A 25,647-nucleotide genomic window follows, 5' to 3' on the forward strand; every position below is an offset into this window, starting at 1 on the left:
GCGAGCCGATGTCCATTGGCACTCTGGCTCAGGCGCTTCGAGACGCTGGCGTTCCCGTAAGCGACGAGGAGGTTCACCGCCGTTTCCCACGTGTTTTCAGGGGAGCGCCCTGCGCCTTTGCATTCAGGAATGCGGCCGCCAGCTGATCTCGGCGCGCGGATATTTCGCGCGACGAAACTGCTCCTCGCCGCATCTGCGGTGGGCGCGTTAACCGAAACTTCATGCAGCCGTCAACCTGGCGACATGCAAGCGATCTTAATAGGCAAGGCCGCGCGGCTCCGGGGGGCTCGTGGGTCATCACAAGAGGAGTTTCCGATGCTTTCGATCAATCGACGCGGCGCGCTCGGCCTGCTCGGCGCAACCGCCGGCACGCTTATGCTGCCGCGCTTCGCCTTCAGCCAGGCCAAGCGTCCGTCCATCACCATCGCGGTCCAGAAGATCACTAACAACAACACGCTCGACATATGGAACGAGCAGTCCAACGTCGGCGAGCGCGTTTTCTTCCCGAACCTTTGGGAAGGCCTGATCCTGCGTGACTGGATGGGCAATCAGGGGCCAGTTCCGGGCCTCGCCACCGAGTGGAAGCGCCTCGACGACAGGACGCTCGAACTCAAGCTGCGCCAGGGCGTGAAGTTCCACAATGGGGATGAACTCACCGCTGAAGACGTCGCGTTCTCCTTCTCGCGCGAGCGCGTGTTCGGCAATACCGAGCCGGCAGGGGGCAAGACGATTTTCGAAGACGATCACAAGCCCGCAACCGTCAAGGAATTGCCGGCCGCCATTCCCGGCGTCGGCCGCCGTCTGTGGCCCGCGCTCGCCGGCGTCGAGATCGTCGATAAATACACGGTGCGTTTCCACAACGCGACGCCCGACGTGACGCTGGAAGGCCGCCTGTATTCCTTCGGCAGCCAGATCGTCAGCCGCCGCAGCTGGGATGAGGCCGCCACTTATGCCGATTGGGCTCGCAAGCCCGTTACGACCGGTCCCTACATGGTCGGCGAATTCAAGCCCGACGTCTCGCTGACGCTGGTTGCCTTCGACCAATATTGGGGCGGCCGGCCGCCGCTCGAGCAGATCCGCTTCGTCGAGGTTCCCGAAGTCGCCTCGCGCGTCAATGGCCTGCTCTCCGGCGAATACGACTTCGCCTGCGACCTGCCGCCGGACCAGATTGCCACGGTCCAGGCAGCTCCGGGCTATGAAGTTCAAAACTCGACGATCTGGAACCACCGCGTCTCGGTCTTCAACGTACAGAACCCGGTCCTTGCCAACCCGCTGGTGCGCCGCGCCATGACCCATGCCATCGACCGTCAGGCGATTGTCGACGCGCTCTGGGGCGGCAAGACCGTCGTCCCGGCCGGCCTGCAGTTCGAATCCTTCCGTTCCAGCGACATGTTCGTCGAAGGCTGGAAGGCTCCGGAATATGATCCGAAGCTGGCCCAGGATCTTCTGAAGCAGGCAAACTACAAGGGCGATGCCATCCCGTTCCGCCTGCTGAACAACTACTACACGAACCAGACGGCGAACGGCCAGATCATGGTGGAGATGTGGAAGCAGGTCGGCATCAACGTCGAGATCCAGATGAAGGAAAACTGGGCGCAGATCCACGATCCGGCCGGCGTCAAGGGCGTGCGCGACTGGTCGGCCTCCAACACGATCAACGATCCGATCACGCCGATGGTCGTGCAGTTCGGCCCGAACGGCGACGTCCAGCAGAAGAAGGAGTGGACGAACGAGGAGATGAACAAGCTCTCCGTCGTCATGGAAACCTCCACCGACCGTGCGCTGCGCAAGAAGGCCATCGCCCGCATGCTCGAAATCTGCGAACGCGAAGACCCGGTCTACCAGGTCCTGCATCAGAATGCCGTCTTCACCGGCATGAAGTCATCGCTGAAATGGAAGGCGGCTCCGGCTTTCGCCATGGACTTCCGCTCCGCCAACTGGTCGATCTGACCGGCTCATCGCTTCGGCCCGCGGCGGTGGCAAGCCCGCGGCGGGCCGTCTTCTGCTTCGAACGAAATGCAGGGATGAAACATATGGGCACGACCAGCTCCAGCCTTATCGAACTGCGCGACCTGACGGTCACCTTCGACGGCGTGCAGGTTCTCCACGGCATCAATCTTGACGTCGGCAAAGGCGAGGCGCTCGGCCTTGTTGGCGAATCCGGCTGCGGCAAGTCGGTTACCTGGCTGGCGGCCCTTGGCCTGCTGCCCGCCAAGGCTGGTGTTGCCGGCTCCGTCAAGCTCGAAGGCCGCGAGCTGATCGGCGGACGGCGTTCCGTGCTCGAAAGCGTGCGGGGCAAGCGCATCGCAATGATCTTCCAGGATCCGTCGAGCTCCCTCAATCCGGTGCTGCGCATCGGCGGGCAGATTGCCGAGGCACTCGCCGCCCATCGCGGCCTGCGCGGCGAGGCCGCAAGGGCGGAGGCGATGCGGCTGATGGACATGGTCGGCATTCCCGATGCGCGTCGCCGTTTCGATTCTTATCCGCATGAATTTTCCGGCGGCCAGTGCCAGCGCCTGATGATCGCCATGGCGCTTGCCGGCCAACCCGATCTTCTGATTGCCGACGAGCCGACGACGGCGCTCGATGCGACGATCCAGGCGCAGATCCTCGATCTGCTGATCGAGCTTCGCGCCGAGACCGGCATGGCGACCGTCTTCATCAGCCATGATCTCGGTGCCGTCAGCCAGGTGTGCGAGCGCATCTGCGTCATGTATGCGGGGCGCATCGTCGAGGAGGGCAGTGTCGAGCAGCTTTTCTCCGAACCGCGCCATCCCTATACGCGTGGCCTGTTCGACGCCATTCCCCGCATCGACGGTGGCCGCGAGCGGCTGATCCCCATTCGCGGCACCGTGCCGAATCCGAACCATCTGCCGAAGGGCTGTTCCTTCTCACCGCGCTGTTCGCGCGCCGTCGAGGACTGTCGCAACGAGCGGCCGCAGCTTGTTACGCTCGAACACGGACGCAAGCTCGCCTGCCTGCGGCCCGTGCCGGCAGCAGGAGCTTCCGAGATCCGAGCCCATATTCCCGAGGGCCTGTTGCAATGACCCCGCTCATCGAGGCTCGCAACCTTGTGCGCATCTACGGCACGCGTAGCGGCCTCTTCGGCCGCACAAGCTCGGTGCGCGCCGTCGACGGCGTGTCGCTGGCGGTCGCGCCGGGCGAGACGCTCGGCATCGTCGGCGAATCCGGTTCCGGCAAGTCGACGCTCGGGCGCATGCTCCTCGGGATCGACGACGCTCAGGAAGGCGCGATTCATTTCGAAGGCCGGCCGATGCCCGAACGCGGCAGCGCGGAGTGGCGGAGACTGCGCGCGAAAATGCAGCTCGTCTTCCAGGATCCGCTCGCAGCTCTCGATCGCCGCCTGACGATCGCCGCCCAGATTGCCGAGCCGCTCGAGATCCATAAGCTGCTTCCGAAGGAACATCATGCCATGCGCGTGGCGGAACTGATGGCCGCCGTGGGGCTGCGTGCCGACCAGGCGGAACGCTATCCCCACGAGCTTTCCGGCGGTCAGCGTCAGCGCGCGGTAATTGCCCGCGCGCTTGCCTCGCGACCAAGGCTTCTCGTCTGCGACGAGCCGGTTTCGGCACTCGACGTATCGATCCAGGCACAGGTCATCAACATGATGCGGGACCTGCAGGAACAGAACGGCATCGCCATGATCTTCATCAGTCACGATCTGAAGGTGGTGCGCAACGTCGCGGATCGGGTCGCCGTGATGTATCTCGGCCGCATCATGGAGGAGGCCTCTTCCGACGTCATCTTCCGTTCGCCGCAGCACCCTTACACCAAGGCGCTGGTTTCGAGCATTCCCGTGCCCGGCAAGCCGCTCCGGGATCGGATCATCCTGCAAGGCGAGCCGCCAAACCCGGCAAGCCGCCCATCCGGCTGCGCCTTCCATCCCCGTTGCCCGCTGGCTCGCGACATATGCCGCTCCATCGCACCGGAACTGCGCGAGATTGGCGATGGACGCACCGCCGCCTGTCATGTCGTGACGGGTGAAACCGCGCCGGTTGCGGCATAGGGGCCATCATGATTCGCTTTGTTCTCGTCCGCCTCTTCCGTGCCGCACTAACGATCCTGGCCGTCATTACCTTCGCTTTCGTCGTGCTGCGCATGTCGGGCGATCCGGCCTTGGTGATGCTCGGGCCAGATGTGCCGCAGGAAGCGGTCGATGCCTTCCGCAAGTCCTGGGGTCTCGACCAGCCTCTATGGATTCAATACATCGCCTATATCAAATCGATCTTCACCGGCGATTTCGGCGTATCGATGCGCGACAAGGCTTCGGCGCTGCATCTGGTGCTGGAACGCGTGCCCGCGACCCTGCAACTGACGATCCCAGCCCTTGTTCTCAAGCTCGTCCTCGGCATCCCGGCGGGCGTCTATGCCGCCTTGCATCGCCAGAGCTTCACAGACCGCGGCGTCATCCTTGCCGCCGTGCTCGGCTTTACCATTCCCTCCTTCGTCATGGGGCTGGTGCTCGTGCTGATCTTCTCGGTCATCCTCGGCTGGCTGCCCTCGGGCGGGCAGGATACCTGGATGCATGGCATCCTGCCGACACTGACCATGAGCATCGGTGGGATCGGTATCCTCGCGCGTTTCTCGCGCAGCGCTATGATCGAGGTCATGGGGCAACCCTATATCCGCACGGCTTCCGCCAAGGGGCTGACATGGCGCGACGTGGTCTGGAAGCATGCCCTGCCGAATGCGGCGGTGCCGATCGTCACCATCGTCGGCTTCATGGTCGGCTCGCTGCTTGCAGGCGCCGTCGTGGTGGAATCGATCTTTTCCTGGCCGGGCATCGGACGCCTGCTGGTGGTTTCCGTCAGCAACCGCGACCTTGCCGTGGTTCAATGCATCCTGCTCATCATCGCCGCAGCAATGGTCGTGTCAAATCTCGTCGTCGACCTGCTCTACGGCTGGCTCGACCCGCGGCTTCGGTCGCATGCGGCACGACACTGAGGAAAACATGATGGCTACATCAGATCTTATCGAAACGCCGGTCTCCCGAAAGCAGGGCGGCCTGGTTTCCTTCTTGCGTCGCAATGTGCCGTTTTCGGTCGCTCTCTGCCTGCTATGGCTTGCGGCCATGGTCGCGACCGCAATTTTCGCCGATCAGGTCCGCCCCTTCAACATTACTGCCATGGATCTGACCAGCCGGCTGTCTGCGCCGGGCGGAGCCAAGCATCTGCTCGGCACCGACGAACTCGGTCGCGATGTGCTTTCGCGCCTCATTCAGTCGATCCGGGTATCGCTCGTCATCGCCTTCGGCGCGACGCTGCTGTCTGCGATCTTCGGCACGCTGCTCGGCTTTCTGGCGGCGCAATTCCGCGGCTTCGTGGAGCATCTGGTCCTGATGCTCGCGGATTTCCAGGCGGCGCTGCCCTTCCTCATCATGTCGCTGGCGGTACTCGCCTTCTTCGGCTCCTCGATGCCGCTGCTCGTATGCTTGATGGGTTTCTATGGTTGGGAGCGCTATGCGCGCATCGCGCGAGGGCTTGCCATCGCCGCCGGGGCTCAGGGCTATGCCGCCGCGGTGGTGCAGCTCGGCGCGACGCCAATGCGCGTTTATCTGCGCCATATCCTTCCCAATGTCGCCTCGACGCTGATCGTTTCCATGACGCTGACTTTCCCTGAAATCATCCTGATGGAAAGCGGCCTGTCCTTTCTCGGCCTCGGTGTGCAGCCGCCGGAAACCAGCCTTGGCAACATGGTCGGCTTCGGCCGGGAATATCTGACGCGTGCGCCCTGGATCATGCTGGCGCCTGCCATCGTCATCATGCTGACAACGCTTTCCATTTCGCTCGTCGGCGATTGGCTGCGCGACAAGCTCGATCCCACGATCCGATAGGAAATATGCTCCATGACCTTGATTACCGGCCATCGCGGCGCCCGCAACCTCTGGCCCGAAAATTCGCTCACCGGCTTTCGCAATGCTGCTGCGTTGGGTGCGGATGCCGTCGAATTCGATGTCCATCTGACGCTGGCCGGCGAACTCGTCGTTATTCATGACCCGACCCTTGAACGCACCGCCGAAAGCGCCGGTGCCGTACGGGAGCTGTCGATCGAGGGCCGCAAGGCGATCCGGCTGAAGGGCACGAACGAGACAATTCCGACCCTTTCCGAGGTGCTGCAAGTGCTTGCACCGAACGATGCGATCGACCTGCATGTCGAAATCAAGGTCGACGGGAATGGAACCCCTTACCCGGACATTGCGACGCGGGTAGCGGATGAGCTCGCCCGCTTCGGCATCGAGGAACGCTCCTATCTGACCTCCTTCGATCTGTCGGTCCTGGAGGATTGCCGCCGTCATGCTCCAAAAATTTCGCGTCTCGTTTCCGTCAACGCCGCCTGGGCTGAAAGGTATGGCGGGCTCGCCGCCTTCATCGACCGGGTGGATGAGCTGGTGAAGATCATCGCCATCCACCACGAGCTTATGGAAGCCGAATGGGATCTGATCCGCGATCGGCTGCCTCTGGAACGGCTCTGCGTCTGGACGATCAACGACGAGGCAAATATCCGCCATTGGCTGAAACGGGGTATCGGCAGCTTGACTTCGGACAGCCCCGATCTCGCATTGAAGCTGCGCTCGCTGATCGTGACATGATCTTCCGCGCCGGCTGACGCGGCAGATCCGGCAGCGTCTCACTGACGGCGATGACCCAGGATGGCGTGCATATTCGTACCGGATCGATCCTCCACGGTGATCCGGAGTAGGGGCTCTAGCCCGCGATCGCCTTAACATATCTCTCAGCCGAGCGCTCCACCACGCGGTTGCCGTCGCTCTCGACCGTGCGGCCGGGGAATGCGCCATAGATCGTCTCGAACCGGTACGGCTGTACGGCCTGCGAAATTGCCGTAACCGCCTTGGCGGCGAGGGGAATGAGGTTCGGATAGCTGCGCATGAAGCTGACGAATTTGCGGTCCATGGTGACCTGCATGGTGTCGCCGACGAAAAGGGCGCCTCGGCCGCCCTCGAGCCAGGGACAATGGAGCACGGAACTGCCGTCAAAATGACCGCCGCAGCGGATCATGGTCGCCTGGCCGATCCGCAGCGTTTCACCGGTCCACGGGCGCAGGGCGGAACCGGATCTTTGCATCCATCTGGCGTCATCGGCGTGGATATGGACGGTTGCGTCGCCGCAAGCCGCACTCCACTCGATCATCGACGAATAGAAGTGGGGATGGGAGATCGCGATCGCGCTCAAGCCGCCAATGGCGGCAATCCGGGCTTTGCTGGCCTCATCGACGAGGCTGAGGCAATCCCAGAGGATATTGCCATCCGGACCTTCGATCAGAAATGCGCGCTGGCCAATGCCGAAAGAAGGCGAGATCTGCAGGCTGTGAACGCCTTCCGCTTCTTTATTCCAGGTCACGCTATGGGTTTGGCAAAGCGTTGCCATGTCGGTCCATTCCTGCCCTGATTGGGGCACGAATTGACGATCATCCTCGCATGTCGGGCAGGTTGACGGCGGCGCGTCGCTTTCGCGGAACTGCGTGCCGCATGTGATGCAGATAAAACACGTCATCTTGAAGTCCTCGACTGCTTGTCTTCCCAGCCTGCGGGCAGGGGGCGCCGCGCGACAGACGTTTTATGCTATATTGGCCAGACGTCGGACGGATCAAAGCGAAAAAGGCAAGGCAACGCCATCGGATAATATCGTTGCGGACCGAAAATCGTCGTTTTCAGACGAGCCTTTGCGGGCGAAATGGATATTCATCCTAAGTAATGACAGGATTTATCTCATCCCATCATTATGATTTTAAACGATAAAAACATTCCTTCGTTTGTTTTATGACAATCTGGCCTTGCAAAAGGCGTAAAGACGAAGAACATAGTCGGCTAATAAAAGCTTAGTTAACTCGAGATGGTGATGTTCCGCATTTGTCCGGTCGTCGCTAACATACGGAGGACCGCTATGGCGCTTATTTTCGGCCTGGTTGCCTTGGCCGGCCACATCGCCCTGTTGCTATGGGGTACGCGCATGGTCCAGACTGGCATCCAACGCGCCTTCGGCCCGGATCTTCGCTCTTTTCTCGGCCGCGCCTTGAGCAACCGCATGAAGGCGTTTTTCGCCGGGATCGGTGTCACCGCGATCCTGCAGAGCAGCACGGCAACCGGCCTGATGGCATCGGGCTTTGCAGCCGGCGGGCTGGTGGACCTCGTGCCGGCGCTTGCCGTCATGCTGGGCGCTAATGTGGGAACGACCCTGATCGTGCAGGTGCTGTCCTTCGATGTCGCGGCCGCTTCGCCGGCGCTCATCCTTATCGGCGTCCTGATGTTCCGGCGGGTCGCGAATTCGCGCATTCACGATCTCGGCCGCGTCATGATCGGGCTCGGCTTCATGCTTCTGGCGCTACATCAGCTGCTTGATCTGATGACGCAATATGAAGGGTCGAAAGCACTTGCCTATGTGCTGGATGGGATCGCCGCAACGCCGGTGCTCAGCATGCTTCTGGCGGCAATCCTCACATGGGCCGCCCATTCCAGCGTTGCCGTGGTGCTGCTCATCATGTCCCTGGCAAGCAAGGGTCTTGTCGATCTCGATCAGGCCTTTGCTCTTGTTCTCGGCGCCAATATGGGAACCGCGATCAACCCGCTGATCGAAGGGCAGTCGGGCGCCGATCTATCCGTCAAGCGGCTGCCGATCGGCAACATGCTGACGCGCATTGTCGGGGTGATCGCGGTGATCGGTCTGCTCGAGCCCGCCACGCGCCTGTCGGCGATGGTCGACAGCGACAGCGGCCGTGCGGTCGCCAATTTTCACAGTGCCTTCAACGTCGTTCTGGCGGTGGTCTTCATGCCGCTGCTGCGGCCCTATGCCGATCTTTTGACGAAACTGCTGCCGCAGAAGATCGACGAGGCTGATCCGGCACGACCCAGATATCTCGATCCAGCCGCCAAGGAGACACCTGTGGTTGCTCTCGGGGCTGCGGCGCGAGAGGCGTTGAGGCTGGTCGACGTCTTGTCGGACATGCTCGCCGGCGCGAAATCGGCGCTATCGGACACCGATCGGCGGGCATTGGCGCGGCTGCGGTCGCTCGATAATATCCTCGACAGCCTCAACACTGCGGTTAAGACCTATCTGACTTCGATCGACCCCGATGAGCTCGGCGAAGCCGACAGACGGCGTTTGAACGAGATATTGCTGTTTTCGATGAACATGGAGCATGCCGGCGATGTTCTCGACCAGAACCTGCTGCCGCACCTGGCCAAACGCCTGCGCCGGGGTTTGAGCTTCTCGAAGGAGGGGCAGCTCGAGCTGGCAAGGCTGTTCGACCGATTGCAATCGAACCTGCGGACAACGGCAGCCCTGTTCATGACGCAGAACGAGAGCGCCGCCCGCATGCTGGCGGAGGAAAAGGTGATCTTCCGCAAGGCGGAGCGCGAGGGTACGGAAGCCCATTTCCAGCGGCTGCGGCAGGGGGGCATCGAGACCGCCGAGACCAGCTCCCTCCATCTCGATCTGCTGCGCGATCTGAAGCAGATCAATTCCCATCTTGTCGCCGCCGCCGCTTATCCCGTTCTGGAAGAGCGCGGTGAACTTTTGCAGAGCCGTACGCCGAGCCCGGTGCCACAGACAGCCGTGACCGCGAATGACTAAAAAGACCTATCTCCGCCGTCTGGCCGGCGAGGCCGACAAACTCTTCGCCGGCCGGTCCATCGAGCAATATGGCGCGATTTGTTACCGGCGGTCGCAGGGGCAGGAAGGTATCGAAATCCTTCTGATCACCTCGCGCGATAGCGGCCGATGGGTCATTCCCAAGGGATGGGCGATGGACAGGAAGCTTCCGCATCAGGTCGCCGAACGCGAGGCCTGGGAAGAGGCGGGTGTCAAAGGAAAGGCCAGAAAGAAGCGCTTCGGCTACTACACCTATCTCAAAGTCCTCGCTACCGGCGAGACCGTCCCCTCTGTCGTTCAAGTCCACCTTCTTGAAGTCGCCGAATTGGTCGATCGCTTTCCGGAGCGCGGCCAACGCCAACTGCAATGGTTTTCACCCCACGAAGCGGCTGCCCTTGTCCGCGAGCCAGAGCTGAAGAGCCTTTTACGCAGGGTGGGGGCGGCACTCGAGCCGGACAAATGAGGAAAGCGGCGATCGTCTCCTAATGGCGCTCCGCATAAATCGTATTGATGCAGCATTAAGCTTCAGAATTCGATAGGCGTGCACGAAGGCGTGCGAAGGTTTCTTTCGCAGTGCGGACTTTTCCGTTCTCGACCTGCTTATTGGTTAGCGCCAGCACCTTCAGAAGCGCCAGCGTTTCCTGCGTCTCCTCATATTGCGTAACGTCCTGAAGGACGGCTTTTGCCTTACCATACAATGTAATCACGACAGGGTTCCGGTCATCGCCAAGCTGGCGAATGACTTCCGGTGCATGAGCCTTTAGATAACTGATGGGCTTGACCTGTTCTGAGAATTTCATCGATCCGATCTCCTTTTGACCAGAATATAGACCGTTAATGGTCTGACTCGAGGCATTGACTGATTGGCTGAAAGAGGAAGAGGAAAACTGTTTCGGTGGCGGGCGCTGGACGCCCAGAGAATCACCGGGATCATCTGCATGCCGGGCGGGCGGTATTGCGTTCATCCGCAACGTGCATTAATCGTATTTAATGCACGTTAAAAGGGCATTTCTGGCATAATCTATATTATGGAACTAAAGCCGATATGGCCACAGAAGAGAGAGTACCGCTGTGTGTTTCAAGTCGCTGCAGAGCCCCAATGATCGGGCTTAGCGAGCAACGTCGTCTGCGCTCACCAGGAGCTTATCGATCCGGCGACCGTCGAGCGAAACCTGAAGCTTCTGCATCCATGGTAGCGCAGGTATCCCCTTGAAGGGATCTCGTCCCTTGACCAACATACGACTGAAGTCGTTTGAGAATGCAGAAGACAGGGCGTAGACGTCTCCAACGTTGGAGAACCGTCCCGCGTACAGGCTCCTTCTGATAATCAAGGCACCTGAGATATGCACCCCTCGATCACCGGGATGGTGCGAGCACGAAATCATGTTCAACTTTCCAGAATTTGCCGTCAAAGCCGAGCTCCTTTGCCCGTGCCGGATCATCCATGAGCCTGAACTCGGCCAGCAGGCTTTCCTTGACACCGAACACCGCATCGGAATGGATATAAGGGTCGTCTGGATCGAAGATGTGGGTCGTCAGCGTCTCGAAACCGTCCGCCTTGATGATGTAGTGCAGATGGGCCGGTCGGTACGGATGACGGCCGAGTGCGGCGAGCAATTGACCCACAGGACCATCGTCCGGAATTGGATAATATTTCGGCTTCACCGCCCGGAACCAATAATGCCCATCCTTGCCGGTGCGGAAGATGCCGCGTAGGTTGAAATCGGGCTGGATGCCCTTCTGCTGGACATCATAGAAGCCTTCGTCATTCGCCTGCCAGACGTCCAGCACCGCGTTTTCGATCGGCCTGCCCTCGGTATCGAGAATGCGGCCGCTGATCACCATGTCCTCACCCTTTTGGTCGAGGCAGATATTGGCGCCCATCGGCAGTTCCGGCGCGTCAGCAACATGGAAGGGACCGAGAACCGTGCTTTCCGAGGCGCCGGACGGCTTGCGGTTGTTGATCGCGTCCACCAGCATCGAGACGCCGAGGATATCCGATAGCAGAATGAATTCCTGCCTCCAGTCGGTGCAGGTATGGCCGGTGCGGGTCAGGAAGAGGATTGCCTCCATCCACTCGTCCTGCGTCGGCTCCAGCTCCTTCACCGCCTCATGCAGCTTGCGGGTGACAACCTCCATCACCTGCTTCAACCGCGCATCCCGGGCGTTGGCGTTGCGGCCGGTGACCACCTCGACGGAATTCTCCTCGGTGAAATAGCCTTTTTCTTCCACGCTCATGATTGCCTCACAGATCCAGAATTGTTGTAAGCACGCGGCGAAGCTCGCGTTCCGGGTCATCGACCGCCGCATGCGAGCGCCAAGCGACGTGATGGTCCGGACGCACGAGTAACACGCCCGCATCGCGGACTTCGCGGGCACGTGCCCAGTCTCCCGTCAGGTCCTGCCACTCCTGCCGCGGGCCGATCTTATGAACGGCGATCGGCAGGCCGAACTCTTTCGACAGCGTCTTTGCCGCCGCGACCCAGCCGTCGCCGCCGATGCCGGTCAACACAGTGAAGGCACCGTGGCCGGTCAGATCGAGGCTCGATACCTTCTCGCCACTGTCGTTGAACAGCCAGGCATGCGGCAGTCGCGCACCTGGCCACGTCGTCGGCTGGAAATGCAGTTCCGCATCTTTCTCGAAAGCGGGCTCCGGCTGCTCGTCCTTGACGATGGCGTTCGAGGCGTAGCGATGGTTCATCTCCACACCATGCGCGTCGAACTCATAGACCTTATTAGCAATCGCCTCGCGGATTGCCGTGCGCTGGCGTTCGGCATCGGCGGTGTCATCGCAGCGCGCATCCATATTCTGCTGCATCTTCACCGGATCGACGGAATCGAGCAGGCCGAGCGACTTGAAGATCGGCCCGAATTCCTCGATCGACTTGTTGGCACGGGTGACGATCTGCTTGGCGACCGGCGCACGCTCCGCCTGGTAGCTATCAAGCAGGCCAATGCCAGCCTGACCCTTGAGGACCAGCGCGAGCTTCCAGGCAAGATTAAAGCCATCCTGGATAGACGTGTTGGAGCCGAGACCGTTCGAGGGCGGATGGCGATGGGTGGCATCCCCCATACAGAACACTCGGCCGTTCGACATTGTCGTGGCGTACATGTTGTTCACAGTCCAGGTCGAGACTGACTTGATCTTCGGCTGGAGATCGGCAACGCCGATCAGTTCGCGCACGACCTTGGTGGCGAAGGCATCGTCGACCTGGGGCGCGGGCTGGTTGATGTCATAGCCCCAGACGATCAGCCATTCGTTCCATGGCCGCACCATGCGCACCAGACCCATGCCGATACCACCGACATCAGCGCCGGGCTGCAGCACCCAGTAGAGCACTGACGGACGGTGCGCGACATAGCGCGATAGATCGGCCTCGAACAGAATGTTCATCGAGCCGGCGACGCCCATCTTGCCTTCGAATGTCAAACCCGCATGCTCCGCCACCTTGGAGTTCCCGCCATCAGCACCGATCAGGAATTTCGAGCGGATGGTCAATTCCTTACCGACCAGACGGTCGAGACAGGTCGTCGTGACCCCCTCGGCATCCTGGACATGGCTCACGTACTCGGTTGACATGCGCGCCTGCGCGCCGCGCGAACAGGCAGTCTTGAACAGCAGCGGCTCCATGTAGGTCTGCGGCAGATCGTTCATGTGAGTGGGCGATGAGAGAAGGTGCTCGGCACGCGACAGCGGATGGTTGCCCCAGCTCTGCATGCGGCCGATCTCCTCACCGGCAACCGCCGTACAGAAGACGTTCTGGCCCATCAGATCCTGCTCGGTCGCAAAGAGATAGGCCTCCTTCTCCACGTCGCGGCCGAGATCGCGCAGAACCTCCATCGTGCGCTGGTTGGTGATGTGCGCGCGTGGCGTGCTTGCCAGCCAGCGATAGCGGTTGATTATCATTGGCTCGAGACCACAGGTCGCAAGCAGTGCGGCGGTCGCCGAACCGGCGGGTCCCGTACCGATAATCAGAACGTCGGTGGTGATGTCAGCCATTTGGCCCTCCCTTTTCATCATGTCGCATTGGTCCCCCCCTCAGGAAGCGGCGGACTGGAAAGAGTTCCCAACCGGTGCGGCTGGATATGAGTCCCCACAGGCCTCGTGGCGCGAACAGCATCGTGACGATGGCGACGGCCCCGAGCGCTAGGAGATACCAGGAGCCGTAGCTCGAAAAGGCATTCTGCAACAGGAAGAAGACGAGCACGCCGACCAGCGGCCCTTCGATGGTGCCGATGCCGCCGATGACAACAATGAAGACGACATAGGCGGTCCAGTCGGTGAGCGAGAAAGCGGCGTCAGGCGAAATGCGCGCCTTCTGTAGATAGATGAGGGCGCCGACCATGCCGGTCACAAAAGCGGTCCCCAGATAGACGACGATCTTCAGGCGGTGTGCATCGACACCGAGGGCACGGGCTGCCGTCTCATTGTCGCGCACGGCGGCAAGGCCAAGCCCCTGCTTGCTGCGCAACAGCCGGTAGATGAAGCCGATCGTCAGCGCCGTCAGAACCAGTGCCAGCCAATAGGCAAGCGCATCGGCCGCAGCTGCGGAACGCATGCCGAACCAATTTTGCAGCAGGGAGATGCCGAGCATATCCTTAGTGGCTTCGCGCGGCAGCGAGGTGCCCGTTCCACCGCCCAGCATCCTCCACTGGGCAAAGAGCAACCGCCCGACTTCGGCAATAACCCAGGTGCCGATCGCGAAATAGGGACCATAAAGCCGGAAGGAGAAGAATGCGGCTGGCGCGGCGATCAGCATGGCGAAGAGCCCAGCAAGCGGAATGGCGAGGATCGGGTCGAGGCCCGCAAGAATGACGAAGCCGAACAGCGCATAGGCGCCGCAGCCGACGAAGAGCTGCTGTCCCACGGAGATCAGACCCGCATAGCCAGCAAGCAGGTTCCAGCTTTGCGCCAGCGCCAGCATGGTCAGAATGAAGAAGAGATCCTGCACGACGCCGCGCGACACCAGGAAGGGCGCGGCTGCGAGCACGACAACCGCGACAAGCGAGAGCACGGCGAAGATACCGGAAAGCCTCGTGCGTGTTTCCACGCGCCAGCCCTTGGGCGCTGCGATTTCGGTCGACATTGTTTCGAAACCTGTGGTCATAGCGCCCTCAATCCACTGCCCGAGGGAAAAGGCCGCGCGGCCGAAAGAGTAGCACGAGCAGGAAGGCGATATGCCCGGCGAGGATTTGCCATTCGGGATTGATCGCCGCGCCAAGTGTCTGGGCGACCCCCAGGATGATACCGCCGGCAAGCGTGCCCCACAGCGAGCCGAGGCCCCCGATGATGACGGCTTCGAAGGCGTAGAGGAGCCGTGCCGGCCCGGCCGTCGGATCGAAGTTAGCACGCATGCCGAGGTAGAGTGCGGCGACGGTCACGATCATCATCGCAAGCCCGGTCGCGACGGCAAAGATGGAATTGGGACGGATGCCCATCAGGCTCGCCGTCACGACATCGTCCGAAGTCGCCCGGAAGGCACGACCAAGCTCGGTGCGATAGATCAGTTGATTGAGGGCGACGATGACGAGGACAGCGGAGGCAAAGGTCAGAAGCGGCATCAGGCCGGCATTAACGCCGCCGAATTGCAGCGAGGCCGTTTCCAGCGCGCCAGCGGAGATGCGACGGCTGTCGGCAGTAAAGCCTTCCAGAAGTCCGTTCTGGATCACGATCGACAGGCCGAAGGTAACGAGCAGAGGCGGCAGGATATCCTTGCCGAGAGTGCGGTTCAGCAGATGATATTGCAGCAGCCAGCCAGCGGCGAACATCAGGGGTGCTGCGATCAGCGCAGCCAGGAAAGGATTAAGCCCGAGCAAGGAGACAAGCACCAGGATCAGGAAAGCCGCCAGCACGATGAGATCGCCATGGGCGAGATTAACGAGACGCATGATGCCGAAAACAAGGCTGAGGCCTGCGGCAAACAGCGCGTAGAGGCCACCGAGCAGAATACCTTGCAGAAGCGTATCAAGCCAGTTCATGGGTATCCGCTCCGAAATAGGCCGCATGGATCTCGGCGCGGTCGAGCTCGACCGGGCGACCGGTCAGAGTGATGCGGCCCTCCATCATGCAATAGACACGGTCGGCAACCTTCAGCGCCTGGGCGATATCCTGCTCGACGATGACGATGGCGGCACCCGCCGCCCGGATATGCGAAAAGGCAGCATAGATGTCCTTGATGACTACCGGCGCGAGACCGAGGCTCAGCTCATCGCAGAGAAGGACCTCAGGATTGGACATCAGCGCCCGGCCGATCGCGACCATCTGCTGCTGCCCGCCTGATAGAGACGTCGCTGGATTGCGTCGTCTTTCCTTCAGAGCCGGGAACAGCGAATAGATGCTATCGAGCGTCCACGGCCCGCCGACACGGCGGCCATAACGGCCGATCTGCAGGTTCTCCTCGACCGTCAGCGACGGAAACAGCTTTCGCCCCTCAGGCACGAGCGCGATGCCGCGACGCACCACGTCGGAGGCGGCCAGGGCACCGATCGGTTCGCCGCGATGCAGGATCATCTCGGGCTGGTTGGCGATGACACCCGCAATCGAGCGCATCAGCGTCGATTTGCCGGCACCGTTGGCGCCGATGACAGCGATGGTCTCGCCGGCTTCGAGATGCAGATCGATACCCAGGACGGCCTGGAAATCGCCATAGGAAGCCATGAGGGCGCGGGTTTCGACAAGGCTCGCCATCAGACGTCCATCCCCAGATAGATCTCGCGCACCTCGCTCGAGTTCATGATCACGTCAGGTTTGCCGATGCCGATCACCCGGCCGAAATTGAGCACGAGGATACGCTCCGCCACTGCCGTCAAAGCGTGCAGCACATGCTCGATCCAGATGATGGCGATGCCGCGCTGGTGGACCCGCTTGATCGTCGCGACAAGTTGACGGCACTCGCCTTCCGTCAGCCCGCCGGCGATCTCGTCGAGAAGCAGCAGCTTCGGCTGGGTCGCGAGCGCCCGGGCAAGTTCCAGCCGCTTGCGTTCGAGCAGGGTCAGTGATCCGGCCTGCACATTCGCCTTGGCGATCAGGCCGGCTTCGACAAGAATCTCCGCACAAAGAGCTGCTATATCACCTTCCCGCGCCTTGGCGCCGAAGGCGCCGGCAACGAGCAGGTTTTCATAAGTCGTCAGGCGTTCGAACGGCTGCGGGATCTGGAAGGTGCGGCCCATTCCGGCAAGGCAACGTTGCATCGGCGGTACATGGGTAACATCGCGGCCGTCGAACTCAATCGATCCTCCGGCAACGGAGAGATTGCCGCTGATAAGGTTGAACAACGTCGATTTGCCGGCGCCGTTCGGCCCGATAATGCCGAGCGCCTCGCCAGGCTCCACGGAAAAACCGATATCCTCGGCGACGACGAGCGCGCCGAACGATTTCGAAACTCCCTTCAATTCCAGTATGGGCATTGTCGTTCTCCGTTGGAGGTTGCCCGATCGAGTGCCGGGCAACCTTCCTTTCACGCCAGGGCTTCGAGCTTGCCGCCAAGCGGCACGTTCGGCGCCAGCCCGTTTTCGACGACGACGAGATCGTAGCCGCCGCCGGATTTCAGCCGCCATTGGCCACCAACCAGCGGCGTCTTGGCGACATTCTTCCGCGCGAAGGGCGGCAACTTCTCATTGCCCCACGCGATCGACCCGACGAGCGTATCGAGCTTGGTTTCCCCGATCGCCTTGGCGACGGCCTCGGCATCGCCCGCATCCTCGGTCCGCGTCATGACATCGACGGCAAGCTCGAACAGTGCATGGGCAAAGCCGATGGGTTGGGTCCATGGGCGGCCGGTTGTCTTGGTGAAGGCGGCCGCCACGGTGGCTGCGGTCTCGCCCGTCAGCGACGATTTGAACGGATGCGTCGGCGTCCACCAGACCTCGGTCGACAGATTGTGGCCGGCATTTCCCAGTGCTTCGACGGTCTGCGGGAAGAGAAGCGCCTTGCCGATCGAGGCGACCTTCGGCTTCAGGCCTTGCTGCTTGGCCTGGTTCCAGAATGTGGTGAGATCGGGCGGGATCATCACCCCGGTCAAAATATCGGTCTTCGCCTGCTTGAAGGCATTGATCTGAGCGGAAAAATCATCCGTGAGGTTCTGATAGCGGCCGGTATCAGTCAATCCATAGCCGAGCTTCTCGAGAACCGGCGGGAAGCCGACGATCTTATCGCCCCAGGCATTGCCGTCACCATCGTTCGGGAACAGACCGCCAACCTTCTTATTGGTCTCGATCTGGCTCCACATGCCGGTATAGACGGCAATGATGTCCTCAAGGCCCCAGAAGAAATGATAGGCATAGTTGAACGGCTTCCATGAGGCGGGATCGCCCGGATTGCCCTGCTGGCCGATGAACCAGGGTTGCCAAGGCGCCACAGTGGAAATGCAGGGTATCTCCTCGCCCTCGCAGGTCGTGGAGACTGGATTGGTCGTCTCCGGCGTCGAGGACACCAGCATCAGGTTGATCTGGCTGTCGACGATCAGCTCCTTTGCGACTTCGGCGGCACGGTTCGGGTTCGACTGGCTATCCTTGACCACGACTTCGTAGTTCAGGCCCTTTGCCTTGGTCGTCGCCAGAAAGGCATCGATAACGAACTTGTCGGCTTCGCCGAAGGCGGCGAGCGGCCCCGTCTGCGGGCTGACATAGCCGAGCTTGATCGCCGCATTCTTGGCAATCGCCGGCATGGGCAGGCCCGAGCCTGCAATCAGCGCCCCGCCAGCTGCTGTCGTCTTCAGAAAATCGCGTCTTGTGAACATGTTTCCTCCCCTCATTGTCTCTTCTCCCAAAGCGCGCGCCCGCGGGCGCCTATGTCTCAGTCCGTTGGCCGCCGGCCCTCCCAGGCGTCCTGCAGAAGCTGACGGATCGCACCCCGATCGATCGGCCGGGGATTCCAGTATGGATTCTCGACAGCGATCGCAGCCGCGCGATCGAGATCGGCTTCCGTCAGACCGAAGTCCTTGAGCGACAATGGCGATCCGAGCCCGTTTGCAAAATCCCATAGCCCTCCGCCTATGGAGCCGCCGAAAATATCGGCCGCTCCCGCCAGCTCCGATGCCGCGGCAGCGGCATTGAAAGCGGCCGTATGCGGCAACATCACCGCGTGGGTTTCGGCATGCGGCGTATCAAAGGAGCCGCCGAGCGTGTGGCAAATCTTGTGATGCAACGCCATGCCGACCGTGCCGAGCACCGAACCGCAGAGCCAGGCGCCGTAAAGCGCATCGCTGCGCGCCTCCGCGTTCATGGGATCGTTGACGATAAATGGCAGGCTTCGGGCAAAGGCGCTCAGGCCTTCCAACGCCATCAGGCTCGAAATTGGATTACGGTCTCGCGCATAAAGCCCCTCGACGGCATGGGCCATCGCATTGAGCCCGCTCGTCACGCTCATGGCGACCGGCATTCCCAGCGTCAGCGCCGGATCGTAAATCACGATCTCAGGCAATATCCTGGCATCGCGCACCGTCGTCTTGCGGCCGCCTTCGGTCTGCCCGAGGATCGGCGTCACCTCCGACCCGGCATAGGTCGTGGGAATGACGATCTGGAGAAGATCGGTGCGATAGGCAATCGCCTTGCCGAGACCCGTCGTCGATCCGCCACCAAGGGAGATGATGATGTCCGCCCCCGTTTCCGCCACCATCCTCATCGCCTCGTCGGTCACCTCGACAGGCGTGTGCATAGTCGCGCCTGAGAAAACACCGCAGGCAAGTGGCCCGATCTCTTTGGCCAGCGCCTCCGCATCAGCCTTCTGATGCGGCGTCGAGAGCACCAAGGCTCGCTTGCGGCCGGTTTTTGCGACCCATTCCGCTACCCGGTTCCGGCTGCCGGCACCGAAGACGACTTGGGCGGGACTGCCCGCATAGCAAAAATCTTGGGTCATCCTGCCCTCCCTGGCTTTGTTCGCACCATGACGAAGGTGAGGCTCACCGTCTTGGCGCGCTGTCCATCGATCTTGGCCGGCTCGAAGCAGGCAATGAGCTCAGGCCGCACCGCGAAGAGGGCATCCTCGCCAAGATGCGGGTCGTTCGAATCGTAAATGTGGGTGGTGATCGTCTCGAAGCCCTTGGCGCGAACGACGAAATGCAGGTTCGCCGGGCGGCGCAACGGATAGCCCGCCTCGGCCAGCAGCCGCCCGACCGGGCCATCATCCGGCACGCCGTAGCCCGACGGCACGACGGAGCGATAATGGAAGCGTCCGTCGGTATCCGTGCGAAACAAGCCGCGCAGATTATGTTCCGGCTGCAAATCCGGCTGCTGGTTCTCGTAAAAGCCCTCGGCATTGGCCTGCCAGGTTACGACCTCGGCGCCTGCGATCGGCAGGCCATCGAGATCCTGCACCCGCACGGACACCGTCAGCGGCTCGCCGATGCCGTCGAGGGAGATCGAAGAACCTGCTACCCTTTCTGGCGCATCATTGCGGAAAAACGGTCCGCGAATGGTATTCGGCGTCGCCGCTTTCGGCCGCCGCGAATTGATTTCCTCGACCAGCGCCGACGCACCGATGAGATCCGACAGAAGCACCCATTCCTGTCGCCGCTCGTCCGAGGCATGGCCTACGTCCGTTAGGAAGGCAATGACCTTGCGCCATTCGTCCTGGGTCGGGCGAAATTGCTTGATGAGATCATGAACATGGATGACCGCGGCAGCGATCAGCCGTGACAGACTGCCGTCACTGCTGGCGGAGAAACGCTCGGAGAAAACCTCCGCTGACGTCGCCTCGCTGAATGTGAGCGCCTTCGCACGCTCCGCCATGCTCATCCTCCACGATCTGTCGTGTATCCGGTGTTTATACTAGCAGTCCGATTTGCATGGATTGATGATTTTTTTGTTATCCAGTATAACGCATCGTTATGAAGTTAGACGAACGCCATCTCATCCAACTTGCCGCCGTCGTTAAGACGGGCGGGGTAACGGAGGGCGCTGCCTTGCTGGGCTTGGTGCAACCGGCCGTTTCGCGCACCTTGTCCATGTTGGAAAGACGCGTCGGCGAGCCGCTGTTCGTCAAGGGCCGCCGGCCACTTCAGCCGACACCCCTCGGCCTATCGCTCGCCGAGCATGGACTGGCGATGCTGGCAGCCTCGCGCAAGGCGTCGGACCTCGTAGAAAGTTTCAAGGTCGGTAAAAGCGGCGTCGTGCGCGTCGGCGGCACGCCCTTCTTCATGGACGCACTGATTGCCCGCCTGTGCGCGGAATTCCAGACGAGCCATCCGGATGTGCGTATTGACCAGAGCTATGGCTACTTCGCGGATCTGCGCGCTGCGCTCAGAGCTGATCAGATTGATCTTGCCATTTGTCCGATCGATATTCTCGACGAGGGCTCTGGGCTCGAGTTTCAGCAGATTCTGCCTGGGCGCAACGTGGTCGCCTGTCGGGTAACTCATCCGCTGCTACTAAAGCGCCGGCCGCAGCCGAGCCATCTGCTTGATTACCCCTGGATCGCGCCGCCACCCGGAAGCCCGTTGTTGGCGGATTTGCGTGCGCTGCTCCTCTCCCTTGGCGCCACCGAAATCAAGATTCGCTACACGGGCGGGTCGCTGATGAGCGTGATCAACTACCTGAAATCGGCGGATGCGCTGACGGTCATGCCACACAGCGTCGTCTTTGCACAGCGAAAGGAAAAGACGATCACCGCGCTGCCGGTCACGATCCCTCACCCGGAACGTGCCCTTGCGATCCTGAAGCGCGCCGACGCGCCACGCGCTCCCGCGGTCGACCAATTTGCCGAATTCGTACGCCTCGGCTTCCAGGATCTCCGGCATCTGATCAAACGCCATGAGGAATCAGTAATTTGGGGGCTCTGAGCAGTACGAAGGCATCGGAAAGTGAGCGCCCCATCTAAGCGACGAGTAAGTGTCCGTTGGCTTTACTGAGACCTCGCTTCCCGCACCTATGGCCTCGCCCCACGTGCTTTACGCCCACCGTCGATCTAGGCCCTTCACCGTCTCGCCATGCGGGAAGCAGATGAGACCGGTAGTTTCAATCTCTTCGGATTATATATGGTCAGAATGCCATCCGCGCTATTTGCCTTGCCGTAGCAGCGTCCGGTATTTCTCCGCAGAATCGAAATCGGCGCGACTGAAGCTCCTCAGTCGAGATGCACGTTCAAATTGGTCTCATGCGTGCGAGTAACCGTTTCATGCTTCGCCCTCTTATCGGCCCGACAACCGGTATTGATGTGAGGAGTTTGGTCTGAATCCCCCAAATTGGAAGACCGCCGATATCAGTCTTTGCTTGGAAACCGTGATCTCGGACTTCGTGTTCATGAGTTTTAAGCTTCCGATGGTGTCGGCCGACGAGAACACGGTATGTGGCGCTCGAAGTCCGAGCTTCGTCATCACGCTTCTCTGACTTTGACATGGCCTGCGGCTTGTGCGGCCTTAACAAGCCTCCGATCGAACGTGGCAAATCCATCGCAGTGACCGGCTCGGCTGAGATGCAGGGCATCGGCGAAGTCCACGCCACCTTCGGCAAGGTCGATTGCATCGGCGACGACTGCGGCATCTTCGACAGTCACCGTCTGCAGGCCACCGAAGGCGCGCAAAGCCCGCGCAACATCAGACGCCTTGTAACCATAGGCGCTGCGCAGCATCCATTCGGTTTCGAGCATCACCGTTACGCTCACGAAAACCCGCTCGCCATCGATCAGCAACCGGGCGCGCGCGGATTGTTCTGGATGATCGCCCGTCAGGTAGCGAACGACGAGATTGGTATCAGTCGCAATCATGGCGGCGCCGGGCCTCGGCCAGCACGCCGGCCTCCATGTCTTCCAACGTCTTTGGGGCCCCCGTGAACGGTAGCATCCCGAACACGTCTTCCGACTTTGCGTCAGGGAAAGCGGGAGCCTGCTTCAGGAGGACGCCTTCTGGGGTCTCCTCGACGATCAGCCGTGTGCCTGCTAGCCAGTCGCGGCGCAGGCGAATGGCCGCCGGCAAGATGACCTGCCCCTTGGTCGAGACTGTGGTAACGATTTGTTCTGTCCGGGCCATATGGCGCTCCTGGAGTAAGACAAAGGTAAGATAGCGTGTTGTCCCCCCGCCTTTCAAGGTAGCCGCCTTGGGGCAAGAGAGAAGGAAGGTGGCTGGAAGGTGGCGAAGGCGGGCATTGGAGACTGCGTCCGGTCTAATGCTGGCGCGTCTCCGGAGAAAAGCCGTGTCATATACGGAGCCACGGTTGAGCGCGACGATCGTTCCCGAGGCTCGCCGCTGGGCGTTCCCACCCGCCCTCTTCCAGGATCGATCTGAATTTCTCACGGAAGGTTTCGGGTGGTTGTTATACCCGCTCAGGAATGGCTGCTGGCCTATTTCGGCCAGCCTCAGGAATTCCGGTGCAACTCAACCAGGAAGCAACTTAGGCATTGGGATTGTATTTTCGCGGGGTCAGGGTAAATCCCGCGCCCCCATCGAAGGGCGCACCTATTGCCTCGGCGTTTTCCTGGCTCGTGATCTCGTCCCATGCATCTTTGATATCGTCTGGAGTCCAGGACGATTGTCTTTGTGAACCAGGAAAACGATGCTGGAGTTTCATCCAAGGGTTGTTTTTCCTATTGGGCGCGACTTTTAGGGTTGATTATAACAACATCTGGCACAGATAATACTATCTGTGATGCATCACATAATGAAATTTCAACCCAAAGCGCAAGATAGGAGAAGTTTTATGGGTGGTTCATCTGATAGTGGTTCAAACAGCGGATGGGGCGGCCGGATCGGTGCTGCTGTCGGTGGCGTAGTCGGGGGGAACGGCTGGCTCTGCGGCTGGTCCCGTGGGCGGGCGGATCGGCGCTGCCGGCGGCGGGCTCGCCGGATATGCCATCGGTAACTCGGTAGAAAATAATATTAACAGCGGAGCCTCACCCGACTATGGTGGCTATACTGCCATGGGTGATTACGGTGGAGGTCCCGCATCTGACGGCGGTAGAGGCATTAGTAGCTCCGGAAGCCACAGATAGTTCTCGGAACCGCTGCAAAGGACATAGATTCTGGTTCTCGTCAGGGCCTATGTCCGATACTGGGGAGGTAACGGTTGAAATATCTTAACATTCTCATACCCCTTGCCATCATAAACCCCCTTTTGATTTTTCTGTTTCCCTTCGGCCTACGGGGAATTGGAGATCACTTCATTTACTTCGCCTTTCTCTCTCCAATTATCTCATTTTTGGTATGGGATTTCCTCATTAGTCCATTTTTTAGGCAGCGATGACCCCAACCAATCATTGAAATTCACGTGGCTAGGCGGCTTGTAGTTCATGGCGCAGTTCTGGAAGCGATTTCTGGCAGAGGTGACAACCATCTGCCGTATGCTTTTTCTCGTCTGCGCGGGTGATATTGGACTTATCATAATCGCCGTATTTGCGGCTTTTCTCACTACCAATATCGCCGGTGTCGTGCTGTCCACATCGGAGGTTACCGCGACGGCACGAACTGAGATCGCCATTATGGTACCGATCTTGACAATCGACATAGTGCTTTTGGGGTCAATCCTGCCACGTATTCGTGAGGTTGCCCGACCGGATCGCCAACGTCGTTCGTTGATCTATGCGCTTATGGTGGGCCTTGTCTTGCTGATCTTAAAGTCCGCTTGGCACGGCTTAGACCATGCAAGCTACAACTTTTCGGCTACAAGCATTCTGTTTATACTCTCAACCTGCATTATCGCACCGAGCTGCGAGGAATTATTTTTTCGTGGTTATCTATGGATGAAGCTTTGGCGCTCTTCACGTCAAGGATGACGGCGGCGGCCAACGAAATTTCGGAGAAACTGGGTTTTCACATCGAACGCGATAAGTCCGTTGAGCTGCCGTTCGAGATATCCAAGCTTGGCGATTGGAAAGAGAGCTAAGATCGTAGTCATCGTGCTTTTTATGGAAATCACCGGTGCGAACTCTGTTCGTGTCGGATAATCAAACACAGCGCATCGCTGGTTATGTTCCGTTCAACTCCTCCAGGAAACGGACGGAAACCATACGGCCCAGACTGCGCGCCTCCTCGAGCGGCGTCTCGTAATCATCGATGCGCGTGCGGATCGACAGGTCCGCACCGTGTTTGATCAGCAGTCGCAGCGCCTCGATGTCTTCGCGAACCGCGGCCATGTGCGCGGGTGTCCAGTCATTGATCCCATGGGCGTTGACCGGCGCGCCGTTGTTGAGGAGGAGAGCGAGGACGGAATACCTGTCCGGTCGCTTGCGTGCGAGCGCGGCATGGAGAACCGTGTAGCCCTCATCGTCCCGAAATGATAGATCGACCCGATACTTCAGCATCCATTCGATGGCCGTCAAGGATCCGCAATCGATTGCATTCCGGATCCAGGGGCGGCCCAGATATTTATCGGCACCGCGCGGAAATTCGCCGATAAGCGCCGCCAGCTCATCGAATTGCTCGTCGCTACCCGTTGCCAGGATGTCGATGATATATACATAGTCGTCATATTCGGGATGAACGCTCATATATGGTATGATCTCGTCTGCGGAAGGCAGGTGCCAGCGGAGGCTCTCATGGGAAACATGGTTTTAGGGTTGCTGGGCCTCGGCGGCTTTGTCGGGTTCATCTTTCTGGCATTCTGGAATTCGATGCCTCGCAAGATAACAAATAGAAACGATGAAACCACCCGGCAAGGTAGTCTTGACGAAACCCAGGTTGCTCATGGATCCAATACCGGGCATTGGTCCATCTAGGGCGCCTCCGGCCCGGACGCCTAGGGTCGCGGCCGGTATCCTCTGGCACGCTTCTGCCGGGCCAATGTGAGAAACATCATGACGGCGTCACTTTCATCGGCGAAATGATGCGCCATGGTCTGCCCGCCGAACCCTATGCGGCCCCATCTTCTTGTCAGGCATGTGTCGCCGAACAAAGTCGTTGATATCTCCAGGGCATAATAGCGCGCCATGTTTCGCGCAGCGTCCGTGCGTTCGATGTAGAGATGATAAGGTTGACTAAGCATGCCAGCAGGATGATCAATCCGGCTGGCGGGGTCCAACGAGTGTTTTGAATCGGTCGAGCCGGTCCGATTCATTTCCGTTATATATTCGTGCCCCCTGCCGGCCCCTTCCCTG

General features: G+C 60.3%; 26 protein-coding genes. 11 read left to right on the forward strand and 15 right to left on the reverse strand.

Annotated features, from left to right (window positions below; genetic code table 11):
- Window positions 1–315 precede the first annotated feature (315 nt).
- The 6 genes from FP026_RS07165 (at window position 316) to FP026_RS07190 (ending at window position 6,610) form a co-directional block, all read left to right on the forward strand.
- Entirely contained in the window at window positions 316–1,950 is a 1,635-nt protein-coding gene (locus FP026_RS07165; RefSeq protein WP_149633926.1) for an ABC transporter substrate-binding protein, read from the forward strand.
- Between the two features lie 83 nt (window positions 1,951–2,033).
- The gene (locus FP026_RS07170) at window positions 2,034–3,047 is read left to right on the forward strand and encodes an ABC transporter ATP-binding protein (protein ID WP_149633927.1); all 1,014 of its coding nucleotides are present in this window, start codon (window positions 2,034–2,036) and stop codon (window positions 3,045–3,047) included.
- Entirely contained in the window at window positions 3,044–4,027 is a 984-nt protein-coding gene (locus FP026_RS07175) for an ABC transporter ATP-binding protein (RefSeq protein WP_149633928.1), read from the forward strand. The genes FP026_RS07170 and FP026_RS07175 overlap by 4 nt, the downstream gene beginning before the upstream one ends.
- Window positions 4,028–4,035: 8 nt before the next feature.
- Complete coding sequence (locus FP026_RS07180; RefSeq protein WP_149633929.1) at window positions 4,036–4,965, forward strand: ABC transporter permease; 930 nt, start codon at window positions 4,036–4,038, stop codon at window positions 4,963–4,965.
- Window positions 4,966–4,975: 10 nt separating this feature from the next.
- Window positions 4,976–5,854, forward strand: coding sequence for an ABC transporter permease (locus FP026_RS07185; RefSeq protein WP_149633930.1), 879 nt, complete (start codon window positions 4,976–4,978; stop codon window positions 5,852–5,854).
- A 12-nt stretch (window positions 5,855–5,866) separates the two neighbouring features.
- Entirely contained in the window at window positions 5,867–6,610 is a 744-nt protein-coding gene (locus FP026_RS07190; protein ID WP_149633931.1) for a glycerophosphodiester phosphodiesterase family protein, read from the forward strand.
- Between the two features lie 115 nt (window positions 6,611–6,725).
- Here FP026_RS07190 and FP026_RS07195 read toward each other — a convergent pair whose 3' ends face one another.
- Window positions 6,726–7,532, reverse strand: coding sequence for an MBL fold metallo-hydrolase (locus FP026_RS07195; protein ID WP_149633932.1), 807 nt, complete (start codon window positions 7,530–7,532; stop codon window positions 6,726–6,728).
- Between the two features lie 390 nt (window positions 7,533–7,922).
- Between FP026_RS07195 and FP026_RS07200 the strand changes: the two genes are divergently transcribed.
- Together FP026_RS07200 and FP026_RS07205 are read left to right on the forward strand one after the other, a co-directional pair.
- A complete protein-coding gene (locus FP026_RS07200; RefSeq protein WP_149633933.1) occupies window positions 7,923–9,608 on the forward strand; it encodes a Na/Pi cotransporter family protein in 1,686 nt (561 codons plus the stop codon).
- Entirely contained in the window at window positions 9,601–10,089 is a 489-nt protein-coding gene (locus FP026_RS07205; protein ID WP_149633934.1) for an NUDIX hydrolase, read from the forward strand. Before FP026_RS07200 ends, FP026_RS07205 begins: the two co-directional genes overlap by 8 nt.
- 55 nt (window positions 10,090–10,144) lie before the next feature.
- On the opposite strand, the gene FP026_RS07210 is transcribed toward FP026_RS07205, so the two are convergent.
- The 10 genes from FP026_RS07210 to FP026_RS07255 all read right to left on the reverse strand — a co-directional run bounded on the left by FP026_RS07210 (window position 10,145) and on the right by FP026_RS07255 (window position 20,354).
- A complete protein-coding gene (locus FP026_RS07210; protein WP_149633935.1) occupies window positions 10,145–10,426 on the reverse strand; it encodes a type II toxin-antitoxin system Phd/YefM family antitoxin in 282 nt (93 codons plus the stop codon).
- A 556-nt stretch (window positions 10,427–10,982) separates the two neighbouring features.
- The gene (locus tag FP026_RS07215) at window positions 10,983–11,864 is read right to left on the reverse strand and encodes an intradiol ring-cleavage dioxygenase (protein ID WP_149633936.1); all 882 of its coding nucleotides are present in this window, start codon (window positions 11,862–11,864) and stop codon (window positions 10,983–10,985) included.
- A gap of 7 nt (window positions 11,865–11,871) precedes the next feature.
- A complete protein-coding gene (locus FP026_RS07220) occupies window positions 11,872–13,626 on the reverse strand; it encodes an FAD-dependent oxidoreductase (RefSeq protein WP_149633937.1) in 1,755 nt (584 codons plus the stop codon).
- Complete coding sequence (locus FP026_RS07225; protein ID WP_149633938.1) at window positions 13,619–14,734, reverse strand: branched-chain amino acid ABC transporter permease; 1,116 nt, start codon at window positions 14,732–14,734, stop codon at window positions 13,619–13,621. Before FP026_RS07225 ends, FP026_RS07220 begins: the two co-directional genes overlap by 8 nt.
- A 7-nt stretch (window positions 14,735–14,741) precedes the next feature.
- Window positions 14,742–15,605, reverse strand: coding sequence for a branched-chain amino acid ABC transporter permease (locus FP026_RS07230; RefSeq protein ID WP_149633939.1), 864 nt, complete (start codon window positions 15,603–15,605; stop codon window positions 14,742–14,744).
- Entirely contained in the window at window positions 15,592–16,314 is a 723-nt protein-coding gene (locus tag FP026_RS07235; RefSeq protein ID WP_149633940.1) for an ABC transporter ATP-binding protein, read from the reverse strand. The genes FP026_RS07230 and FP026_RS07235 overlap by 14 nt, the downstream gene beginning before the upstream one ends.
- Complete coding sequence (locus FP026_RS07240; protein WP_149633941.1) at window positions 16,314–17,033, reverse strand: ABC transporter ATP-binding protein; 720 nt, start codon at window positions 17,031–17,033, stop codon at window positions 16,314–16,316. Before FP026_RS07240 ends, FP026_RS07235 begins: the two co-directional genes overlap by 1 nt.
- Before the next feature lie 50 nt (window positions 17,034–17,083).
- On the reverse strand, window positions 17,084–18,364 hold the full coding sequence (locus FP026_RS07245; protein ID WP_149633942.1) for an ABC transporter substrate-binding protein: 1,281 nt from the start codon (window positions 18,362–18,364) through the stop codon (window positions 17,084–17,086).
- Between the two features lie 56 nt (window positions 18,365–18,420).
- Window positions 18,421–19,482, reverse strand: coding sequence for a maleylacetate reductase (locus FP026_RS07250; RefSeq protein WP_149633943.1), 1,062 nt, complete (start codon window positions 19,480–19,482; stop codon window positions 18,421–18,423).
- Window positions 19,479–20,354 carry a dioxygenase gene (locus FP026_RS07255; RefSeq protein WP_149633944.1) on the reverse strand — a complete coding sequence of 292 codons (876 nt, stop codon included), beginning with the start codon at window positions 20,352–20,354 and terminating at the stop codon, window positions 19,479–19,481. Before FP026_RS07255 ends, FP026_RS07250 begins: the two co-directional genes overlap by 4 nt.
- Window positions 20,355–20,452: 98 nt before the next feature.
- Between FP026_RS07255 and FP026_RS07260 the strand changes: the two genes are divergently transcribed.
- Window positions 20,453–21,403 carry a LysR family transcriptional regulator gene (locus FP026_RS07260; RefSeq protein ID WP_149633945.1) on the forward strand — a complete coding sequence of 317 codons (951 nt, stop codon included), beginning with the start codon at window positions 20,453–20,455 and terminating at the stop codon, window positions 21,401–21,403.
- A gap of 533 nt (window positions 21,404–21,936) precedes the next feature.
- On the opposite strand, the gene FP026_RS07265 is transcribed toward FP026_RS07260, so the two are convergent.
- Window positions 21,937–22,326 (reverse strand): type II toxin-antitoxin system VapC family toxin, encoded by a 390-nt coding sequence (locus FP026_RS07265; protein ID WP_149633946.1) that lies wholly within the window; start codon window positions 22,324–22,326, stop codon window positions 21,937–21,939.
- On the reverse strand, window positions 22,313–22,588 hold the full coding sequence (locus FP026_RS07270) for an AbrB/MazE/SpoVT family DNA-binding domain-containing protein (RefSeq protein WP_149633947.1): 276 nt from the start codon (window positions 22,586–22,588) through the stop codon (window positions 22,313–22,315). Before FP026_RS07270 ends, FP026_RS07265 begins: the two co-directional genes overlap by 14 nt.
- A 1,256-nt stretch (window positions 22,589–23,844) precedes the next feature.
- Between FP026_RS07270 and FP026_RS07275 the strand changes: the two genes are divergently transcribed.
- A complete protein-coding gene (locus FP026_RS07275) occupies window positions 23,845–24,327 on the forward strand; it encodes a CPBP family glutamic-type intramembrane protease (protein ID WP_149633948.1) in 483 nt (160 codons plus the stop codon).
- A gap of 192 nt (window positions 24,328–24,519) precedes the next feature.
- Here FP026_RS07275 and FP026_RS07280 read toward each other — a convergent pair whose 3' ends face one another.
- Window positions 24,520–25,041, reverse strand: coding sequence for an ankyrin repeat domain-containing protein (locus tag FP026_RS07280; RefSeq protein ID WP_149633949.1), 522 nt, complete (start codon window positions 25,039–25,041; stop codon window positions 24,520–24,522).
- A 48-nt stretch (window positions 25,042–25,089) separates the two neighbouring features.
- Between FP026_RS07280 and FP026_RS07285 the strand changes: the two genes are divergently transcribed.
- Window positions 25,090–25,269, forward strand: a complete 180-nt coding sequence (locus FP026_RS07285) for a hypothetical protein (protein ID WP_149633950.1) — start codon at window positions 25,090–25,092, stop codon at window positions 25,267–25,269.
- 20 nt (window positions 25,270–25,289) lie between these two features.
- Here the strand turns inward: FP026_RS07285 and FP026_RS07290 are convergent, their stop codons facing one another.
- Entirely contained in the window at window positions 25,290–25,607 is a 318-nt protein-coding gene (locus FP026_RS07290; protein ID WP_149633951.1) for a WGR domain-containing protein, read from the reverse strand.
- Between the last annotated feature and the right edge of the window lie 40 nt (window positions 25,608–25,647).

The sequence above is a fragment of the Martinezella tropici genome, assembly GCF_008370325.1.
Classification (GTDB): domain Bacteria; phylum Pseudomonadota; class Alphaproteobacteria; order Rhizobiales; family Rhizobiaceae; genus Rhizobium; species Rhizobium tropici_B.

What these genes read in the sequence shown, in the direction of transcription:
- FP026_RS07235 (WP_149633940.1), bottom strand. Translation starts at nt 16,314, where the DNA reads ATGGCGAGCCTTGTCGAAACCCGCGCCCTCATGGCTTCCTATGGCGAT.
- FP026_RS07260 (WP_149633945.1), top strand. Translation starts at nt 20,453, where the DNA reads ATGAAGTTAGACGAACGCCATCTCATCCAACTTGCCGCCGTCGTTAAG.
- FP026_RS07165 (WP_149633926.1), top strand. Translation starts at nt 316, where the DNA reads ATGCTTTCGATCAATCGACGCGGCGCGCTCGGCCTGCTCGGCGCAACC.
- FP026_RS07290 (WP_149633951.1), bottom strand. Translation starts at nt 25,607, where the DNA reads ATGAATCGGACCGGCTCGACCGATTCAAAACACTCGTTGGACCCCGCC.
- FP026_RS07175 (WP_149633928.1), top strand. Translation starts at nt 3,044, where the DNA reads ATGACCCCGCTCATCGAGGCTCGCAACCTTGTGCGCATCTACGGCACG.
- FP026_RS07225 (WP_149633938.1), bottom strand. Translation starts at nt 14,734, where the DNA reads ATGACCACAGGTTTCGAAACAATGTCGACCGAAATCGCAGCGCCCAAG.
- FP026_RS07250 (WP_149633943.1), bottom strand. Translation starts at nt 19,482, where the DNA reads ATGACCCAAGATTTTTGCTATGCGGGCAGTCCCGCCCAAGTCGTCTTC.
- FP026_RS07285 (WP_149633950.1), top strand. Translation starts at nt 25,090, where the DNA reads ATGGGAAACATGGTTTTAGGGTTGCTGGGCCTCGGCGGCTTTGTCGGG.
- FP026_RS07180 (WP_149633929.1), top strand. Translation starts at nt 4,036, where the DNA reads ATGATTCGCTTTGTTCTCGTCCGCCTCTTCCGTGCCGCACTAACGATC.
- FP026_RS07265 (WP_149633946.1), bottom strand. Translation starts at nt 22,326, where the DNA reads ATGATTGCGACTGATACCAATCTCGTCGTTCGCTACCTGACGGGCGAT.
- FP026_RS07270 (WP_149633947.1), bottom strand. Translation starts at nt 22,588, where the DNA reads ATGGCCCGGACAGAACAAATCGTTACCACAGTCTCGACCAAGGGGCAG.
- FP026_RS07170 (WP_149633927.1), top strand. Translation starts at nt 2,034, where the DNA reads ATGGGCACGACCAGCTCCAGCCTTATCGAACTGCGCGACCTGACGGTC.
- FP026_RS07210 (WP_149633935.1), bottom strand. Translation starts at nt 10,426, where the DNA reads ATGAAATTCTCAGAACAGGTCAAGCCCATCAGTTATCTAAAGGCTCAT.
- FP026_RS07185 (WP_149633930.1), top strand. Translation starts at nt 4,976, where the DNA reads ATGGCTACATCAGATCTTATCGAAACGCCGGTCTCCCGAAAGCAGGGC.
- FP026_RS07275 (WP_149633948.1), top strand. Translation starts at nt 23,845, where the DNA reads ATGGCGCAGTTCTGGAAGCGATTTCTGGCAGAGGTGACAACCATCTGC.
- FP026_RS07245 (WP_149633942.1), bottom strand. Translation starts at nt 18,364, where the DNA reads ATGTTCACAAGACGCGATTTTCTGAAGACGACAGCAGCTGGCGGGGCG.
- FP026_RS07230 (WP_149633939.1), bottom strand. Translation starts at nt 15,605, where the DNA reads ATGAACTGGCTTGATACGCTTCTGCAAGGTATTCTGCTCGGTGGCCTC.
- FP026_RS07255 (WP_149633944.1), bottom strand. Translation starts at nt 20,354, where the DNA reads ATGGCGGAGCGTGCGAAGGCGCTCACATTCAGCGAGGCGACGTCAGCG.
- FP026_RS07190 (WP_149633931.1), top strand. Translation starts at nt 5,867, where the DNA reads ATGACCTTGATTACCGGCCATCGCGGCGCCCGCAACCTCTGGCCCGAA.
- FP026_RS07280 (WP_149633949.1), bottom strand. Translation starts at nt 25,041, where the DNA reads ATGAGCGTTCATCCCGAATATGACGACTATGTATATATCATCGACATC.
- FP026_RS07200 (WP_149633933.1), top strand. Translation starts at nt 7,923, where the DNA reads ATGGCGCTTATTTTCGGCCTGGTTGCCTTGGCCGGCCACATCGCCCTG.
- FP026_RS07240 (WP_149633941.1), bottom strand. Translation starts at nt 17,033, where the DNA reads ATGCCCATACTGGAATTGAAGGGAGTTTCGAAATCGTTCGGCGCGCTC.
- FP026_RS07220 (WP_149633937.1), bottom strand. Translation starts at nt 13,626, where the DNA reads ATGGCTGACATCACCACCGACGTTCTGATTATCGGTACGGGACCCGCC.
- FP026_RS07195 (WP_149633932.1), bottom strand. Translation starts at nt 7,532, where the DNA reads ATGACGTGTTTTATCTGCATCACATGCGGCACGCAGTTCCGCGAAAGC.
- FP026_RS07205 (WP_149633934.1), top strand. Translation starts at nt 9,601, where the DNA reads ATGACTAAAAAGACCTATCTCCGCCGTCTGGCCGGCGAGGCCGACAAA.
- FP026_RS07215 (WP_149633936.1), bottom strand. Translation starts at nt 11,864, where the DNA reads ATGAGCGTGGAAGAAAAAGGCTATTTCACCGAGGAGAATTCCGTCGAG.